This window comes from Streptomyces sp. NPDC101234 (assembly GCF_044767525.1).
Classification (GTDB): Bacteria; Actinomycetota; Actinomycetes; order Streptomycetales; family Streptomycetaceae; genus Streptomyces; species Streptomyces sasae.
In genome coordinates this window covers 135,017-152,845 of the sequence record NZ_JBIWOA010000019.1, presented here as the reverse complement: position 1 = coordinate 152,845, position 17,829 = coordinate 135,017, and the positions used below count along the sequence as shown (strand labels likewise).

The 17,829-nt window shown below is 72.1% G+C and carries 14 protein-coding genes and 2 tRNA genes; 10 read left to right on the top strand and 6 right to left on the bottom strand.

Features of this window, described 5'->3' with window-relative positions; translation table 11 throughout:
* Positions 1 to 55: 55 nt before the first annotated feature.
* A complete protein-coding gene (locus ACIRR9_RS31700) occupies positions 56 to 979 on the bottom strand; it encodes a bifunctional DNA primase/polymerase (protein ID WP_403758799.1) in 924 nt (307 codons plus the stop codon).
* Between the two features lie 360 nt (positions 980 to 1,339).
* Between ACIRR9_RS31700 and ACIRR9_RS31695 the strand changes: the two genes are divergently transcribed.
* From ACIRR9_RS31695 to ACIRR9_RS31660, 8 genes are all read left to right on the top strand, one after another.
* Complete coding sequence (locus ACIRR9_RS31695; RefSeq protein WP_365339131.1) at positions 1,340 to 1,657, top strand: hypothetical protein; 318 nt, start codon at positions 1,340 to 1,342, stop codon at positions 1,655 to 1,657.
* Between the two features lie 197 nt (positions 1,658 to 1,854).
* Positions 1,855 to 3,027, top strand: a complete 1,173-nt coding sequence (locus ACIRR9_RS31690) for an acyl-CoA dehydrogenase family protein (RefSeq protein WP_403758797.1) — start codon at positions 1,855 to 1,857, stop codon at positions 3,025 to 3,027.
* Positions 3,008 to 3,928 (top strand): bifunctional MaoC family dehydratase N-terminal/OB-fold nucleic acid binding domain-containing protein, encoded by a 921-nt coding sequence (locus ACIRR9_RS31685; protein WP_403758794.1) that lies wholly within the window; start codon positions 3,008 to 3,010, stop codon positions 3,926 to 3,928. Before ACIRR9_RS31690 ends, ACIRR9_RS31685 begins: the two co-directional genes overlap by 20 nt.
* A 1-nt stretch (position 3,929) precedes the next feature.
* On the top strand, positions 3,930 to 4,958 hold the full coding sequence (locus ACIRR9_RS31680) for an acyl-CoA dehydrogenase family protein (RefSeq protein ID WP_403758791.1): 1,029 nt from the start codon (positions 3,930 to 3,932) through the stop codon (positions 4,956 to 4,958).
* On the top strand, positions 4,948 to 5,478 hold the full coding sequence (locus ACIRR9_RS31675) for a MaoC family dehydratase (RefSeq protein WP_403758788.1): 531 nt from the start codon (positions 4,948 to 4,950) through the stop codon (positions 5,476 to 5,478). The genes ACIRR9_RS31680 and ACIRR9_RS31675 overlap by 11 nt, the downstream gene beginning before the upstream one ends.
* Positions 5,475 to 6,641 carry a lipid-transfer protein gene (locus tag ACIRR9_RS31670; RefSeq protein ID WP_403758785.1) on the top strand — a complete coding sequence of 389 codons (1,167 nt, stop codon included), beginning with the start codon at positions 5,475 to 5,477 and terminating at the stop codon, positions 6,639 to 6,641. The genes ACIRR9_RS31675 and ACIRR9_RS31670 overlap by 4 nt, the downstream gene beginning before the upstream one ends.
* Before the next feature lie 170 nt (positions 6,642 to 6,811).
* The gene (locus ACIRR9_RS31665; RefSeq protein WP_365339121.1) at positions 6,812 to 7,381 is read left to right on the top strand and encodes a SigE family RNA polymerase sigma factor; all 570 of its coding nucleotides are present in this window, start codon (positions 6,812 to 6,814) and stop codon (positions 7,379 to 7,381) included.
* A gap of 112 nt (positions 7,382 to 7,493) precedes the next feature.
* Positions 7,494 to 9,149, top strand: a complete 1,656-nt coding sequence (locus ACIRR9_RS31660) for a long-chain fatty acid--CoA ligase (RefSeq protein WP_365339119.1) — start codon at positions 7,494 to 7,496, stop codon at positions 9,147 to 9,149.
* Between the two features lie 127 nt (positions 9,150 to 9,276).
* On the opposite strand, the gene ACIRR9_RS31655 is transcribed toward ACIRR9_RS31660, so the two are convergent.
* Positions 9,277 to 13,359, bottom strand: coding sequence for a PAS domain-containing protein (locus tag ACIRR9_RS31655; protein ID WP_403758782.1), 4,083 nt, complete (start codon positions 13,357 to 13,359; stop codon positions 9,277 to 9,279).
* 237 nt (positions 13,360 to 13,596) lie between these two features.
* Positions 13,597 to 14,091: an SSI family serine proteinase inhibitor gene (locus tag ACIRR9_RS31650; RefSeq protein ID WP_403758779.1), complete on the bottom strand. Its 495-nt coding sequence runs from the start codon at positions 14,089 to 14,091 to the stop codon at positions 13,597 to 13,599.
* 181 nt (positions 14,092 to 14,272) lie between these two features.
* Between ACIRR9_RS31650 and ACIRR9_RS31645 the strand changes: the two genes are divergently transcribed.
* A tRNA-Ser gene (locus ACIRR9_RS31645) sits at positions 14,273 to 14,363 on the top strand.
* A gap of 492 nt (positions 14,364 to 14,855) precedes the next feature.
* Positions 14,856 to 14,928: transfer RNA gene (locus ACIRR9_RS31640), tRNA-Arg, on the top strand.
* Positions 14,929 to 15,005: 77 nt separating this feature from the next.
* Here ACIRR9_RS31640 and ACIRR9_RS31635 read toward each other — a convergent pair.
* The 3 genes from ACIRR9_RS31635 to repSA are packed head-to-tail and all read right to left on the bottom strand — an operon-like array spanning position 15,006 to position 17,823.
* Positions 15,006 to 16,232 (bottom strand): tyrosine-type recombinase/integrase, encoded by a 1,227-nt coding sequence (locus tag ACIRR9_RS31635; RefSeq protein ID WP_403758776.1) that lies wholly within the window; start codon positions 16,230 to 16,232, stop codon positions 15,006 to 15,008.
* Positions 16,229 to 16,435: a helix-turn-helix domain-containing protein gene (locus tag ACIRR9_RS31630; RefSeq protein WP_403758773.1), complete on the bottom strand. Its 207-nt coding sequence runs from the start codon at positions 16,433 to 16,435 to the stop codon at positions 16,229 to 16,231. Before ACIRR9_RS31630 ends, ACIRR9_RS31635 begins: the two co-directional genes overlap by 4 nt.
* Positions 16,432 to 17,823: a replication initiator protein RepSA gene (repSA, locus tag ACIRR9_RS31625; protein WP_403758938.1), complete on the bottom strand. Its 1,392-nt coding sequence runs from the start codon at positions 17,821 to 17,823 to the stop codon at positions 16,432 to 16,434. The genes ACIRR9_RS31630 and repSA overlap by 4 nt, the downstream gene beginning before the upstream one ends.
* Positions 17,824 to 17,829 lie beyond the last annotated feature (6 nt).

Below are 17,829 nucleotides of genomic sequence, written 5' to 3'. Positions count from 1 at the left end.
GGAGCGCCGGTACCGGGCTGCGGCCGGGTCCGGCGATTCGGCAGCACGTGCGTTTTCACGGCCGGTGGCCCGTCATCCGCGCGGCCGACGCGATCGTCGCGCGGGCCTCGTGTTCCGTGAGGCCGGTGTGTACCGCCGCGTCGATCAGGGGTGCTCGCAGGGCCCGGCCGATGCCGTTCTCGTAGGCGCGGCAGGCCGCCCAGAACAGGCGGGTGTTGCGCTGGCCCTCGTGGGCGGCGAGGACGAACTGCACGAGGCCCTGGCCGCGGTTGCCGACCGAGGGGTGGGTCGCGGGGTGCGGCGCCCGCGGGGGCGGCAGGAGGAGGCGGAGCAGGGAGGGCGGGCAGGGGGCGGGGACCAGGTGCTCGGTGCCGGGCGCGGTGGCGTACAGGCCGTGGCCGGTGCGGGAGCCGGGGCCGACCAGGTAGCCGCCGGCGCCCCGGATGTCGATGCCGGGGGCCAGACGGCTCGCCGAGTTGGGGATCACGGCGTCCGGCGGCCCGGTCAGCCAGATGTGGCGGCCGCCGCTCGGTGTGAGCACGACGACCGTCGGCGGGATGGTGAACAGGTGCCGCAGCGCCAGTTCGCGCAGGGCGGAGGTGGAGTCCGTGCCGGACTTCACGTCCAGGTCGATGCCGATGAGGCGGTGCGGGGGCAGTCCGCAGGCGATGCCGTAGCCGGTCGCCCAGGGGGCCGCGGCGAACAGCTCGCGGATGCGGGCCGGGTCGACGGTGGCGTCGTACACCCCGTGGCCAGGGCGGCCGCACTCTCCGCGGCAGGGCGGAGCCGCTGGTTCCGGGTCGTCGTGGTGTGAGGGGCGGTTCGGGGACTGGTCCGGGGTGCGGTCCGAGGAGCGGTGCGGGGAGCGCAGGGCCGGGAGCTTGGTCCGGGAGAGGGGAATGACGGCCAGGCCGCGCTCGGCGGCTGACAGGGCGTGTGCGAGGGCCAGCGTCGTGGCCTGCCGGTCGGTGGTGGCCATGGCTCTATGTTCGTACTCACGTTCGAAAAAGGGAAGGGGGGCCCACCGTGACACGCCGAGGGTGGCGGCTTGGTCGGGTGCCGGCGCCGGAACGGTTCTCCCTTTGGGGCGCCTGGTGGGATGGATGTCCGGAGTAGTCATGACTTGGGTGGAAGTCGATCGAAGATGGTGAAAGGGGTTTATCAACTTGTCATCACGCTTGAGGGCGAATCATGCCTTCCGGTCTGGTTCGCCAGGGATTCGGTGGGCAATTCTGATCTCGCGACGTCGATGACAACCACCGAGGCGGTCGGCCAACTGCCTTGGAAAAAGCCTTACTTGGCGTACTTCCGGCACAGCCGGGCTCTGAGAGGAATCAACATGGCAAGCATCCGTACCGCCCGCGTTCTCGCCGCCGTCTCGGCGCTTCCGCTCGCAGCCGCTCTCTTCACCGGTGTCGCGGCCGCGGACAACGGTGCGATCGCGGACAACGGATCGAGCGCCAACGCGGGCGTGGCGGGCATCATCGGCAGCGGGGTCGGCCACGACAACAACGGCAACTCCTCGACCACGCAGCAGAACGCGGTGGGCCACGGTGCCACGAACCAGAGCAACACCGCGCAGGTCAAGGGCTCCGCGTGGACTGCCGTCCAGCAGGGCAACCACAACGTCGCCATCCACTTCTCCCCGCTCTGGTAAGCCCCGCCCGAACCCTCGGGGGGTGTGGTCTGTGGGGACAGCGCGTCAGTGCGGCGGTGCTTCGGCATCGCCGCACAGGCGTTCTCCGGCCCGCCGTGCAGACGTTCCCGGACCGCCGTGCCGTCCGGTCCGCTCCCGGCGTGCGCCGCCCTGTTCGACCTTGACAGTGGACCGGATCTGACGGACAGTCAGAAACCATGCATCTGGCCCCCACCGAACGCCAGCAGCGGCTGCGCGCCGAACTCCGCGCCTATTTCCGGACCTTGATCCCGTCCCCCGCCCCCGAGGCGCCCGACGAACGCCGTGCCCTGCTGCGCCGTATCGGCGCGGACGGCCTGCTCGGTCTCGGCTGGCCCGTCGAGTACGGCGGTCAAGGGCGGGGCGCCGACGAGCAGTTCGTGTTCTTCGACGAGGCGTACCGGGCGGGTGCCCCCGTCTCGATGGTCACGCTCAACACGGTCGGGCCCACGCTGATGAAGTACGGCAGCGACGAGCAGAGGTCCCGCTTCCTGCCCGGCATCCTCCGCGGGGACCTGGTCTTCGCCATCGGTTACAGCGAGCCCTCCGCCGGCACCGACCTGGCCTCGCTGCGCACCCGGGCGGTGCGGGACGGCGACGGCTGGCGGATCGACGGGCAGAAGATCTTCACCTCGGGCGCCCAGCACGCCGACTGGATCTGGCTGGCCTGCCGCACCGACCCCGAGGCGCCCAAGCACCGCGGCATCTCGATCCTTCTGGTCCCGACCGACGCCCCCGGGTTCTCCTGGACGCCGATCGAGACGGTGGGCGGCCAGATCACCACGGCGACGTACTACGACGGCGTCCACGTCCCCGCCGGCAACCTGGTCGGCGCCGAGCACGACGGCTGGTCGCTCATCACCGACCAGCTCAACCACGAGCGGGTCGCCCTCGCCGCGACCGGCATGCAGGCCGAGGACTTCTACGAGGCCGCGCTCACCGCCGCCCGCACCCCCGATCCGGTGACGGGCCGACGCCGTGTTGACGAGCCGTGGATTCGATTTCGGCTGGCCGAAGCACATGCCCGGCTGGCGGCAAACCGCCTGCTCAGCTGGCGTTTGGCGGGGGACGTGGGGGCGGGCCGAGTGGCCCCCGCGGAGGCCAGCGGGGTGAAGTTCGCGGGAACGGAATCGGCAGTCGCGACGTATCGCATGTGTCAGGAGATCGTCGGCGAGACGGCATTGGTCCGGTCCGGGTCGCCAGGGGTGTTCGGGGACGGCGAGCTGGAGCGGCTCAACAGGGCGGCGCAGATCAACACGTTCGGGGGCGGGGTGAGCGAGGTGCAGCGGGAGATCGTCGCGACGATGCGACTCGGGATGAGGAGGGGTGGGCGTGACCGGGGGGAGCGATGAGTTCGGAGTACGGCTCAGGGGGTACGAGGGGCAGCCGGCCGCCGTCTCGGGCGTGGGCAAGGACCCGGTCAACCTGCCCATGATCCGGCACTGGTGCGAGGCCATGGGCGACACGAATCCGGCGTACGAGGGACCGGACGCGATCGCCCCGCCCACCATGCTCCAGGCGTGGACGATGGGCGGCCTGTCGGGCCACGTGGGGCGCACGGGCGCGTACGACGAACTGCTCACCCTTCTCGACGAGGCGGGCTGCACCTCGATCGTCGCCACCGACTGCGAGCAGGAGTACCTGAGGCCCCTGCGGCCGGGCGACCGGGTCACCTTCGACACGGCGATCGAGTCGGTGTCGGAGCGCAAGACCACCAAGCTGGGCAGCGGCTACTTCATCACGACCCGCACGGACGTCCGCGTCGGGGACGACCTCGTCGGCACCCACCGCTTCCGCGTCCTCAAGTACGCGCCGAGCCGGCGGCCGCCCGCCGGACGGGCCCGGCGCCCCCGCCCGGTGGTCAACCGGGACAACGCCGGCTTCTGGGAGGGGGTGGCCGAGGGCCGTCTCCTCATCCAGCGCTGCGCCGTCTGCGGCACCCTGCGCCACCCCTGGCTGCCCGGCTGCAACGCCTGTGGCTCCCTCGACTGGGACACCGTCGAGGCGTCCGGCGAGGGCACGGTCTATTCGTACGTCGTGATGCACCACCCGCCCTTCCCGGCCTTCGAGCCTCCCTACGCCGTGGGCCTGATCGAACTCGCCGAGGGCGTACGGATGGTGAGCAACGTGGTCGGAGTGCCGTACGACAAGGTGCGGATCGGGCTGCCGGTCCGGGTGGAGTTCCGGCGGTACGACGATGATGCCGGGGAACTGGTCCTGCCCCTCTTCCGGGTGGCCGAGGGTGAGGCCTGACATGGACTTCACGCCCACCGAGGCGCAGACCGAGGCCCGTGACCTGGCCGCCCGGATCTTCGGCGACCTCGCCACCCACGAGCGCCTCGGCGCGGCCGGCACCGGCAGTGACCCGGAGCTGTGGAAGGCCCTCACCGAGGCCGGGCTGGTGGCCGCCGTGGCGGAGCTGGGCCTGTCGGGACTGGTGCTGCTCCTGGAGGAACAGGGGCGCACCACGGCCCAGGTGCCGTACGCGGCGAGCTGTGTGTACGGGCAGCTGGCGATCGCCGCGCACGGCACGAGCGCACAGCGGGAGCGGCTGCTGTCGGGGATCGGGGCCGGGTCGGTGGTGGTGACCGGCGCCTTTCCGGCGCAGGCGGCGGTACGACCCTCCGCGCCCGGGAGGCTGAGCGGTGCCGTCCCCGTCGTCCCGTGGCTGCGCGAGGCCACACACGTCCTGGTCGCCGACGCGGAACGGCGGCTGTGGCTGGTACCCGTCGGTGCGGAGACCGCTGTGGAGGAGGTCGAGCTGACCGCGCCCTGGTCGGCGGGCCGGCTCACGCTCCACGCGGCTCCGGCCGAGCGCCTCGGCTCGGATCCGGCGGCCTACGCCGACGTCCTGGCCACCGCCCGCACCGCCTTCGCCGGGCTCCAGGCCGGGGTCTGCGCGGGCTCCCTCGCCCGGGCAGTCGCGCACACCAACACCCGCGAGCAGTTCGGGCGCCCGCTCGCCACCCGGCAGGCCGTGCAACTCCGGGCCGCCGACGCCCATATGGACACCGAGGCGATACGGGTGACGGCGTACGAGGCGGCCTGGCGGCGGGACGCGGGGCTGCCCTACGCCACGCATGCGCTGACCGCCGCCTGGTGGGCGTCCGAGGCGGGGCAGCGGGTCGTGCACACGGGCCAGCATCTGCACGGCGGCACGGGGGCCGACGTCGGCCATCCGGTGCACCGGCACTTCCTGTGGGGGCGCCAGCTGGACGCGTATCTGGGCAGTGGGGGCGAAGTGCTCCAGGAACTGGGGGAGTTGATCGCGAGTGGGGACTGAGACGACGAGGCCGGCCGCGGGGACGGACCTGCCGCCCCTGGAGATCCCGATCACCCGGACGCTGATCGTGGCCGGGGCGATCGCGTCCCGGGACTACCAGGACGTGCACCACGACGCCGAACTGGCCCGGCAGAAGGGTTCGCCGGACGTCTTCATGAACATCCTGACGACGAACGGCCTGGTCGGCAGATACATCACGGACTGCTTCGGCCCGGGGGCGGTGCTCCGCAAGGTGGCCATCCGGCTCGGGGCGCCCAACTACCCGGGGGACACCATGGTGCTGACCGGCCGGATCGAGGAGCTGGACGAGGAGGCGGGGACGGCGACGGTCCGGGTGATCGGCGACAACGCCATCGGCAGGCATGTGTCCGGCAGCGTGACCGTCACCTTCACCGAAGCCACGGTGACCGTCACCCTGACCGACGAGACCGACGAGACCGACGAGACCGACGAGACCGACGAGACCGACGAGACCGACGAGACCGACGAGACCGACGAGACCGGCGAGGGGGCCTCATGAGCGTGCGGGGCCGGGACTTGCTCGGCGGGCGGGCGGCGATCGTCGGGATCGGGGCCACCGAGTTCTCCAAGGACTCGGGGCGCAGCGAGCTGAGGCTGGCGGCGGAGGCGGTGCGGGCGGCGCTGGACGACGCGGGGCTGACGGCGGCGGACGTGGACGGGATGGTGACGTTCACGATGGACACCAGCCCGGAGATCACCGTGGCCCAGGCCTGCGGGATCGGCGAGCTGTCCTTCTTCTCCCGGGTCCACTACGGCGGCGGCGCGGCCTGCGCGACGGTCCAGCAGGCGGCGCTGGCCGTCGCGGCCGGGGTCGCCGAGGTGGTGGTCTGCTACCGGGCCTTCAACGAGAGATCGGGCCGTCGCTTCGGATCGGGAGTGCAGCACCGGGAGCCGTCGGCGGAGGGGGCGGCGCTCGGCTGGGCGCTGCCGTTCGGGCTGCTCACCCCGGCGTCCTGGGTGGCGATGGCGGCGCAGCGCTATCTGCACACGTACGGGCTGACCCCGGAGGCGTTCGGGCATGTGGCGGTCGTCGACCGCAAGTACGCGGCGACCAACCCCGCCGCCTACTTCCACGGCCGCCCCATCACCCTGGCCGAGCACGCGGCCTCGCGCTGGATCGTGGAGCCGCTCCGGCTCCTGGACTGCTGCCAGGAGACGGACGGCGGACAGGCCCTCGTCGTCACCTCGGTGGAGCGGGCGCGCGATCTGCCGCGGGCGCCGGCCGTGATCGCGGCGGCCGCGCAGGGGGCCGGCCGGGCCCAGGAGCAGATGACCAGCTTCTACCGCGACGACCTGACCGGGCTGCCCGAGATGGGCGTGGTGGCGAGACAGCTGTGGCGGACCTCCGGGCTCGCTCCGGCCGACATCGACGTGGGGATCCTCTACGACCACTTCACCCCGTTCGTGCTGATGCAGCTGGAGGAGTTCGGGTTCTGCGGACCGGGAGAGGCGGCGGACTTCGTGGCGCGGGAGCGGCTGCCGCTGAACACCCACGGGGGGCAGCTCGGGGAGGCGTACCTGCACGGGATGAACGGGATCGCGGAGGGGGTACGGCAGCTGCGGGGCACGGCCGTGAACCCGGTACCGGGAGCGGAGCGGGTGCTGGTGACGGCGGGCACCGGCGTACCGACATCGGGGCTGGTCCTGACCTCGGACGGCTGACGTCATGGATGCGGCCGTACTACCCCCTCAGGGGTAAACCCGCAGGAGTACCGCTCCCGTACTCCACCTTCAGGAGGTGTAGCCAACCCCACCCCTACAACCTGAGGCGGAGGCGCCTTCGGGACCTGCGGCCGATCCGCCGGAACATCGCTCGCTCATAGCGTGGAGCCATGACCACACCCGTCTGCACCAGCGCTTCGGACGCCGCTGTCTCGGCGAGGCAGACCAGCCCGTACGCCCGACCCTATCCGTCGTTCGCGTCGTACGTCAGGGCCCGCCAGCCGGTCCTGCTGCGCACCGCCCGGTCGTTGACCGCGAACCCGAGCGATGCCGAGGACCTCCTCCAGACCGCGCTCGCCAAGACGTACGTGGCCTGGGAGCGGATCGAGGACCACCGGGCGCTCGACGGCTATGTGCGCCGGGCCCTGCTGAACACGCGGACCTCGCAGTGGCGCAAGCGCCGGGTCGACGAGTTCGTCTGCGACGAGCTGCCCGAGCCGGAACCGGTGGCCGGTGCGGACGATCCGGCCGAGCGGCAGGCGCTGCACGACGCGATGTGGCGGGCGATCATGAAGCTGCCCGCGCGGCAGCGGGCGATGGTCGTGCTGCGGTATTACGAGGACCTGAGCGAGGTGCAGACGGCCGAGGTGCTCGGGGTGTCGGTGGGCACGGTGAAGTCTGCGGTGTCGCGTGCGCTCGGCAAGCTGCGCGAGGACCCTGAACTGGACCTCGCCCGATAGCGGTCGGCCGGGCTTTGTTGGCTTTCTCCTAGTGACATACCAAGTGGTATGTGCGCAGAATCAGCGCAGCCCTATACCGCCGAGTAGGCAATGTCGCCCCCGGGAGGACGCCGTGCTGAGCACCATGCAGGACGTACCGCTGACCGTGACCCGCATCCTTGTGCATGGTGTGCTGGTCCACGGACGGTCCCAGATCACCACCTGGACCGGGGAGGGCGAGCCGCAGCGGCGCAGCTTCGCCGAGGCGGGAACCCGTGCCGTGCAGCTGGCGAACGCCTTGAAGGACGAGCTCGGTGTCCAGGGCGACGACCGGGTCGCGACCCTGATGTGGAACAACGCCGAGCACGTCGAGGCGTACTTCGCGATCCCCTCGATGGGCGCGGTCCTGCACACCCTCAATCTGCGGCTGCCCGCCGAGCAGCTGGTGTGGATCGTCAACCACGCGGCGGACAAGGTCGTCATCGTCAACGGCTCGCTGATCCCGATGCTGGCGCCGCTGCTGTCCCAGATGCCGACGGTGGAGCACATCGTCGTCTCCGGCCCCGGTGACCGGTCCCCGCTCGCCGGCGCCACCGCACAGGTGCACGAGTACGAGGAGCTGATCGCGGACCGGCCGAAGACGTTCGACTGGCCGGAGATCGACGAACGCCAGGCCGCCGCCATGTGCTACACCTCCGGTACCACCGGCGACCCCAAGGGCGTGGTGTACAGCCATCGTTCGATCTACCTGCACTCCATGCAGGTCAACATGACCCAGTCGATGGGCCTGACCGACCAGGACACCTCGCTGGTCGTCGTGCCGCAGTTCCACGTGAACGCCTGGGGCCTGCCGCACGCCACCTTCATGACCGGCGTCAACCTGCTCATGCCGGACCGTTTCCTCCAGCCGGCCCCGCTCGCCGAGATGATCGAGCGTGAGCGCCCGACGCACGCGGCCGCCGTCCCCACCATCTGGCAGGGCCTGCTCGGCGAACTCACCGCCCGGCCCCGTGACGTCTCCACCCTCACCCAGGTCACCATCGGCGGCGCGGCCTGTCCGCCCTCCCTCATGGCCGCCTTCGACAAGCTGGGCATGCGGGTCTGCCACGCCTGGGGCATGACGGAGACCTCCCCGCTCGGCACGATCGCCCGGCCGCCGGCCCATGCGGTGGGCACGGAGGAGGAGTTCGCGTACCGCCTCACCCAGGGCCGTTTCCCGGCCGCCGTCGAGGCGCGGCTCAGCGGGCCCGACGGGGAGCGCCTGCCCTGGGACGGCGAGTCGGCGGGCGAGCTGGAGGTGCGCGGCCCCTGGATCGCCGGCGCGTACTACAACGGCCCCGACGCGGAACCGCTGCGCCCCGCCGACAAGTTCAGCGAGGACGGCTGGCTGAAGACCGGTGACGTCGGCACCATCTCCCCCGACGGCTTCCTCACCCTCACCGACCGTGCGAAGGACGTCATCAAGTCCGGCGGCGAGTGGATCTCCTCGGTCGATCTGGAGAACGCGCTGATGTCCCACCCGGACATCGCCGAGGCGGCGGTCGTGGCCGTCCCCGACGACAAGTGGGGCGAGCGCCCGCTGGCCACGGTCGTCCTGCGGGAGGGTGCCACGGCCACCTTCGAGGCCCTGCGGACCTTCCTCGCCGAGGAGGGCAAGATCGCGAAGTGGCAGCTGCCGGAACGCTGGACGCTGATCGAGGCCGTGCCGAAGACGAGCGTGGGCAAGTTCGACAAGAAGGTGCTGCGCAGGCAGTACGCCGAGGGCGAGCTGGACGTCACCAGCCTGTGAGCGCCCTGAGCTGAAGCGCCCCTTCAGGGGCGCGGGGCGGTAGTCGATTTGCGGCTGCCGCCCCTCGGGCGCGACCAGCCACGGACAACCCGCGGCCGAAGGTCGGCAGTTCCCCAACGGCGCCGAATCAGTTCGTCCCGATCCTGGCCAGCAGATCCACGATCCGGCTCTGCACCTCCGTGCTCGTCGACCGCTCCGCCAGGAACAGCACCGTCTCCCCCGACGCCAGCCGAGGCAGGTCCGCCTGGTCGACGGCCGCCGTGTAGACGACGAGCGGCGTCCGGTTGAGCTGTCCGTTCGCGCGGAGCCAGTCGATGATGCCGGCCTGGTGGCGGTGCACCTGCATCAGGTCCATCACCACCAGGTTCGGCCGCAGCTGCCCGGCCAGCGTCACCGCGTCCGCGTCGCTCGCCGCCCGCGCGACCTGCATCCCGCGCCGTTCCAGCGTCGAGGTCAGGGCCAGCGCGATCTCCGCGTGCTCCTCGATGAGCAGCACCCGCGGCGGATGCTGCTCGCTGTCCCGGGGCGCCAGCGCCTTCAGCAGTACGGCGGGATCGGCGCCGTACGCCGCCTCGCGTGTCGCCTGTCCCAGTCCGGCCGTGACCATCACCGGCACCTCGGCGGCCACCGCCGCCTGCCGCAGCGACTGCAGCGCGGTCCGGGTGATCGGCCCGGTCAGCGGGTCCACGAACAGGGCCGCCGGGAACGCGGCGATCTGCGCGTCGACCTCGTCACGGGAGTTCACGATCACCGGCCGGTAGCCGCGGTCGCTCAGCGCCTGCTGGGTGGTGACGTCCGGCGCGGGCCACACCAGCAGCCGGCGCGGGTTGTCCAGCGGCTCCGGGGGCAGCTCGTCGTCCATGGGCTGCGGGCGCGGCGGGTCGGCGACCTCGATCGCACCGCCGGGACCGTCCAGCGGTTCGGGGCCCTCGGCGGCGTTCACGTCGGGCGCTCCTATCGCGTACGACCGTCCGGCCCCGTCGGTGGCGCCCACCAGCCGGGACTGCCCGGCCAGCGACGGCTGTGGCAGCGGCTGGGCGGCGGCCGGCTTGGCGGCGACCGGCTGCTCGGCCGGCGGGTGCGGCCGGGCCGACTGCTCGGGCTGCGGCTGTTCGGCACGCGGACCCGGGTCCGGCGGAGTGCCCAGCTTGCGGCGCCGTCCGTTGCCGTTCGGCTGGTGCGGGGGTGGCGTGGCCGTCGGCTGCTGCACCTGTGCGGCCTGCCGCGAGAACGGCACCCCCTGCCCCAGCGTCCGCACGCTGAACGCCCGGCCCTGGGTGGAGTCCGGGTCGACCGGCGAGGGCACCGCCGCCTCGGCCGGCAACGGCTGCGCGGCACGCGCGGGTTGAGCGGCGGGCAGCGGGGCGGGTGCTTCGTCCGCGCCCGGCCACTGCTGCGGGACGGGGGCGGCCTCCGCCGGGAGCGGCTGGGCGGGGGCCGGTGCGGCAGCGCCGGGAGCCGCCGGAGCCGCAGCGCCGGCCGCCGGTGCGGGGCTCTGCGGCTGTGCCTGCGCCTGTGCTTGAGCCTGTGCGGGTACGGCGGCCGCGGCCGCGGCGGGCAGCGCCGGCTGGCCGGGCCGGCCGACCGGCACGGGGGCCTGCAGGGGCTGTTGCCCGGTGGCCGCCTGGGCGGCGGCGGGAAGACCGGTCGGTGCGACGACCTGGGCCGCGGGCCCCGTCTGGACCGGGATATCCGGACCGGGCTGACCGGCCGGGAGCTGCTGCCCGGGGGCGGCCGCCTGCGCGGGCACCGTCGCTACCGCCGGAGCCGCCTCCGCCGGCTGGCCCACGGCCCGCCTGCGGCGGCCGGTCGGCGCGCTGGTGGGGTGCGGCTGCGGCGGGGTGTGGTCCTCGGCCTGGTCGAGAGGCACGGCGTCGTGCCGCCCCTCGTCGACCGGCGTCTCGGCCGGTTCGGGGGTGCGGTCGGCCTCGGCGGGCGGCAGTGCGAAGACCGGGCGGGGCCCAGCCTGCTGCTGCTCGGCCCGCTCGGCGGCCGCGGCCAGCGCACGGCGCCGCCGTCCGCTGGGCTGCTCTTCGTCGCCCTGCCCGGCGGGGGGCAGGGCGGGCGGCAGCGCCTGCAGTTCCTCGGGCTCACGTCGGGCCCGGCGCCCCGACGGCGGCACGGGCACGCCCTGCGGCGGAACGGCGCCGCCCAGCCCCGTACCGGAGGCGGCGGTCCCGGCGCCCTGCTCGGCCGCCGTCACCACGGCGCCCTCGGCCACACCGGCGTCACCGGCATCACCGGTGGCACCGTCGGCCGGACGCCCGCGCCGCCGCCCGTTGCCGCCGGACGCCGATTCCGACTCCGCGCTCTCGATCGCGAGGGGTCCGCTCTCCTGGTCCTCCGCCTCGGCGGCACGCCGGCGCCGGCGCCCGGTCGGCGCGGCCGGAACCTCGCCCTCGCCGGACTCGCCGGGCGCGTCGCCCTCCAGGAAGGCGTCCACGGAGGACCGCCGGGCCCGGCGCCGCCCACCGGCACCGGACTCCTCGACGGCGGGGGCGGCAGGGGCGATCTCCAGTTGCGCACCGGGCGGCGGGGCCACGGCTCCGGCGCCGCCCCCGATCGGCACCTCCAGCACGAACGCGCTGCCGCTCATGCCCGGCACCTCGTGGGTCTGCAGCACACCGCCGTGGGCGCGCACGATCCCGCGCACGATCGGCTCGTGCACCGGGTCGCCGCCGGGGTACGGCCCGCGCACCTCGATACGGACGACCTCGCCGCGCTGTGCCGCCGCGACCACCACGGTGTTGTCCATGTAGCCGCCGGCCGAGACCGGCGCGTTGCCGGTCGCGTCGACGCCCGCCACGTCCGCGACGAGATGCGCGAGGGCGATGGCGAGCCGCCGCGGGTCCACCTCGGCCTCGATGGGCGGCGCGTGCACGGCGAACTGCACCCGTCCGGGCCCGATCAGCTCCACCGCGCCTTCCACACCGGCGGCGACGACCGCGTCCAGCATGACCTTCGTACGGTTGATGTCCTCGGTGCCGGCGTCCAGCCGCTGATAGCCGAGCACGTTGTCGATGAGCTGGGTGATGCGCGAGTAGCCGGCCGACAGATGGTGGAGCACCTGGTTGGCCTCGGGCCACAACTGCCCGGCGTCGTCGGCGGCGAGCGTGGCCAGTTCCCGGCGCAGCTCGTCGAGCGGCCCGCGCAGGGACTGCGCGAGCAGGGTCAGCAGCTGCTCGTGGCGCCCGTGGAGGGCCTCGTAACGGTCCTTCTCGCGCTCGCCGAGGGCCGCGTACCGTTCCTCGCCGGCCGCCAGCTCCTCGGCGTGCCGCTCGTGCAGCTCCTCCACCTCGGTGACGTGCTTCTGGCGCAGCGCGGTCAGGTCGGAGGCGTGCTCCTCGGAGAGCTTCTCCAGCTCCTCGGCGTGCGCCTGCTCCAGGGCCGTCTTCTCGTCGACGACGGAGTCGTAGGGCCGCCGGTCGGTGAAGGTCATCACGGCGCCGACGAGCTGGTCGCCGTCGCGCACCGGCGCGGTCGTCAGATCGACCGGAACCTTCTTGTCTCCCTTGGCCCACAGCACCTGCCCGCGCACCCGGTGCTTGCGCCCGGAGCGCAGGGTGTCGGCGAGCGGCGACTCGGCGTACGGGAACGGCGAACCGTCGCCGCGCGCGTGCAGCACGAGGTTGTGCAGCTCCTTGCCGCCGAGCTCACCGGCCCGGTAACCCAGTATCTGGGCGGCGGCCGGGTTGACGAGGACGATCCGCCCGTCCGTGTCCGTCCCGACGACGCCCTCGCTCGCGGCCCGCAGGATCATCTCGGTCTGCCGCTGCGAGCGCGCCAGCTCGGCCTCGGTGTCCACCGTCCCGGTCAGGTCGCGCACGACGAGCATCAGCAGCTCGTCGCCGCTGTAGCCGTAGCCGTCGTAGGCCTGCTGCCCGTTCTCCAGGTTGGCGCTGGTGACCTCGACCGGGAACTCGGTTCCGTCGGTGCGCCGCGCGACCATCCGGGTCGGCTTGGTCCGGCCGCGCGGATCCATGTGGTCGGGCCGCCGCATGGACCCGGGGATGAGCCTGGAGTCGAACTGCGGAAGCAGATCGAGCAGCCCTCGCCCGACCAGCGCCGTCCCCGGTGCCTCGAAGGCCTCCAGGGCGATGGTGTTCGCGTTGACGACGGTCCCGTTGGCGTTGACCAGCACCAACGCATCCGGCAGCGCGTCCAGTATGGCTGCGAGGCGAGCAGCGCCTCGGGATGGCCTGCTGCTCACGAGACGCTTCCTCCCTGTTACCGCACCTTGCCGACCGCTCCGGCCATCTTGCCAATCGGCCCGCGGCGTGTCACGCGAGGGAGTCTAAAGGCACCGGTTCCGGTCGCGGCGCCGGATGAGAGGGAGGTCGCACGACGAAGTGACGGCGAACATGTGACCGACGTGCCTCACCTCCGCCGTACCTTCGCGAGACTTTTACGTGCGTGGGGCCTCCGCCATGAATCGGCTGTGGCGGCTTCATGGGCCCAGGGCGGGCAGCAGGGGCACCATCCGGTCCCAGCGGCCGATCTCGCAGCCGTTGCTGCGGTCGTACGTCGCGTCCACCGGGCGGCCGGCCCAGTCGCCGGTGACATGGGCGGTGGCCGGGCCGCCGTAGAGCATGGCGCAGGCGGTGCCCGGGGCGACGGGGGCGAAGGTCTCCCGGCCCCAGTCGGTGTTCCGGTCGAGCGTCCGGCAGGCCCCGGCCACGTCCGGGTGACTGCCGGCGCCGGGGTGACAGGACAGCTCGTACGTCCCGTCGTGGCCGTCCCCGGCGTGTTGGACGGTGACGGTGAGGTGGTCGGCCCGGACGGCGGCGGAGGCGGAGGCGGGCGGGGCGGGCAGCGAGGGGAAGGCCCCGAGGACGGCGGTGACGCCCCCGAGGACGCCCCGTAGGCCGGGACGGGACCAGCCCTGCCGCCCCTGCCACGAGCGTGCGGAACGGGACCTGACCTGAGACAGGAGTCGAGACATGCCCTGCCCAACGCGCCGCCCGCCCGGACGTTGCGCGCCGCGCTCGCCGACGCGCTCACCGGCGAGAAGGGCTTTGCCCTGCGGCCCGGCTGCCTAGTACCGTGGGAGCCGATTGGTGACAGCACGCTCGACTGTGTCATCATCTGCACGCACCACTCGCGCTCACGCGGGCGGTTGTGCTGGAGGCGTCGCCTAGTCCGGTCTATGGCGCCGCACTGCTAATGCGGTTTGGGCCTTAAAGCCCATCGAGGGTTCAAATCCCTCCGCCTCCGCCCTCTGACTCAGGGAGTCCAGCCCATTTCGGGCTGGGCTCCCTGAGCCGTTTTCCACGGCCCGCTTTCACGCGCCGCATCGGCCTGGCACCGCCGTGAGCTCGTCGAAGCATCCCGGCGCGTCCTCGCGCGGGAAACCGGCCCGGCGTAGTCCGGCCAGCGCTTGAAGTGGGCCGCCGACGGTGACGGAACTGTGGGCGGTCGTGCCCGCAGTGGCGGCGACGGACGGGGCCTTCGCGCCGGCCCCGCCGCACCTGGGCAGCCTGGCCGGCCCACTCCAACCGCCGTGACCGCGGCCGCTTCATCGCGGCCTTCGACCTCCCGGCCTCCGCCCCACCGGTACGCGCAACACCTCCAGATATGACGTATCCGCAGGTCACAAGGGGTGCGCCTAACGGATTTCACATGGCGGCGGCAGTCATGTAATGTTCTTCCTGTCGCCGCGAGCGGGCCAGAAGGGCCGAAAGCGAAGACAAGAAAACAAAAAAACAAGCACTCGTAGCTTAACGGATAGAGCATCTGACTACGGATCAGAAGGTTGCAGGTTCGAATCCTGCCGAGTGCACACAGGTCAAAGCCCCCTCGGGATCACTCCGGAGGGGGCTTTGTCGTGCCGTACAGCAGCGAAGTACAGCAACCGCGTCAGCCGGTACCGCCCATGGCGTCGGACAGCTTGCCGATCGCGGCGCGCACTTCCTCTTCGCTCGCTTCGGCGTAGACCTCCATCGTCATGGCGATCTGTGAGTGCCGCAGGATGCGTTGGGCGATCTTCGGGTGGACCTTGAGCGCGACCAGGAGCGAGCTGCACGTGTGCCGGGTGTTCCGCAGCGGGATGACGCGGACGCCGGCGCGGCGGGCCCGCAGGGCGAACATGCGGGTGAGGTTGCCCGGCTCGATCGGAGTGCCGTACTTCGTGGTGAAGACCAGACCGGCGGTGTCCTGCCAGAGCTCCCCGGCCGCCTTCCGGTCGCCGAGCTGCTGCGCGCGACGCATCCGGAGCGCCTTGGCACAGACCTCCGGCAGGGGAAGGAAGTCGTCGGATTCCTCGGTCTTGGTCTCGCGGTGCAGGATCTGGCGCCCGGCCCGCTGGATCTGGTGGTCCACGTAGATCTCGCCCGCCTCGGAGTCGATCGACTTCCAGGTCAGGCCCAGGACCTCGCCCCGGCGCAGCCCGAGGCAGAGCACGAGCATCCAGGCCGCGAACAGGTGATCCTCACGAGCGGCGCAGTCGGCCAGGAACCGGCCCGCTTCGGCGACCGACCAGGGCTTGATCTTCTTGCGCCGGGGCTTGGCGACCTTGACCAGGGAGGCCACGTTCTTGCCGATCTCCTCTTCGGTCACCGCGTGCGTGAGGGCCGCCCGAAGGGCATCACGAGCCGCCTGGACGACGCGCCGGGACGGGTGAGCCTCGCAGCACTCGCCGATGGCACAGCACCGTTGGGCCGCCGGCCGACGCTTGGCGTCCTTGCCCTGGGCGCAGCACTGGCACGTGGCCGCAAGCTTGTTGAGCCACTCCCGTACGTCCCGGACCGTGAGCTTGTCGAGCCGCTTCGAGCCGAGGTGCGGGTTGATGTAGAGCCGCACGGACCCCTCGTACGAGACGTACGTCAGTGGTGCCAGGTTCGGCTTGACGATCTCGCTGAGCCAGTACGCGAGGAAGACCGCCAGGGTGCGGTGTCGAGTCGCCACCGGCCCCTTCTTGGCCTCTGCGTGCAGATCGATCCACTTGTCGTGAACCTCGTCACGGGTCTTGCCGTAGACGTACTTCCGCTTGCGCTTGCCCTCCGGGGTGTCGACCCAGACGTACGCGGCGAAGCCGTTCTTGTACGGGTAGATCGAGCCTTCGCCGTTGCCCCGCTTGCCGCTCATGCTGACACCCCCTCAGGTGCAGAGGTGACGCGCCGGATGTAGTCGTCCACCCATTCCGGCAGGATGCGCCGGTTGCGTCCGATCTTCACCGATCGGATCTCTCCGGTGAGCACGAGCATCTTGGTCTTGGAGAGGCCGAAGCCGAGCATGGCCGCCACCTCTGCTGTGGTGTGCCACTTGGGCGTGAGCACGGTCATGGTCATGCTGCGAGTTCCTCCCATTCGAGCTGGTCTTGCAGGGCTTCGCGTGCGGTCTCTCGGTTCAGGCGGATCTCCTTCGCGATCGTTGCGGCCAGCCAGGACTCTCCCGGCGTGTGGCCTTGCCCGGCGTAGGTCCAGTGCGCGAGCACCAACGTGGAGCCCTCCGAGTCGTCGAGATCCTCGGAGAGCCCGCGTTCGCGACGTTCCTGCCGGGCCCGGTAGTCGGCCCGAACCTGACGCAGCGCGCTCAAGGTGGTCGAGTAGCGGCGGGACTTCGTGGAGAAGTGCCCGCGGAAGCCGAGCATGTGAGCCCAGCGCGCCAGCATCCGATCCGGGTACGCGTCGTCCAGGTCCCAGCACGCTTCGATCAGACGCCGGGTGTGCGCGGGCAGCGGCAGCTTGTCGAGCTCCGACAGCTCCCCGATCCGGTGATCCACCGTGCCCGTGGTCTCAGCCGCCTTCGTGGCGTACTTCGCCACGTACGAGGCGACCGCCGCTTCGGTGAGCTCTTCCTGGCCCAGGGCGCCGATCGGCTGCACGTCGACCTGAGAACCCCACCGCAGCACGCGAGCTGGGAAGTCCCCGGCGGCCGGGACCGGCACGGAAACCCGTCCGGCAGCGGACCGGATCGCGTCGTCCAGGAGAGCAGTCGTGGCCCACGCCGGCGGAGCCGAGTCGGGCCCGCCGGGACCGTCCAGGCGCACCACCGCATGGAAGTGCACGGCGCCCCGCTTCTGGAACTCAGCGACCTTGCCGAAGGAGACCCGGCACACCTCCTTGAGCTCCGACTGGGTCAGGCCCGCGCGGGCTGCCAGCTCCCGAGGCAGGTAGATGCTGAACCGGCGCCACAGGTCCCCGGCGAAGTTGTTGAACAGCACCGCCCCGGCGTAGTCGTACCGGCCCGGATCGAGCGCCGTGCCCAGGGCGGGATCGTTCTCCGGGTGGGAGCTCCCGCAGCGGCAGCGCCCGGAGTCCGGCCGGTTGTGCACGGGCCCGAACGACGGAGCGGTCAGGGTGGCGAAGACGCGGGGGTGTTCCCGGACCTCGGTCGAGACGCCCTTGTTCCAGTCGCCCGTGATCCCGGCCCTGATCAGGTGGTACGTGTCCCCGGCGTAGGTCCAGGCGCAGGCCGGGCAGCGAGAGGCCCGACGGTTGCCGCACGCCACCCGGAGCATGCCGCCCGGCTCGTTCTCGGTGCTGTAGGAGTACAGGACGTCACGGGTCTTGGCGTCGCGGGTGGTGGTCTGGCCCATCAGCCGGATCGGGTGGGAGCAGCCGCCCGTACGGCGGATCTGCTCCTGCCAGCGGTCGAAGCCGGGCGAGTTCGCCACCCGCAGTAGATCGGCCAGGGTCAGGGGGTCGGTGCCCAGAGAGGCCGCAGCACCGGCCACGGCCTC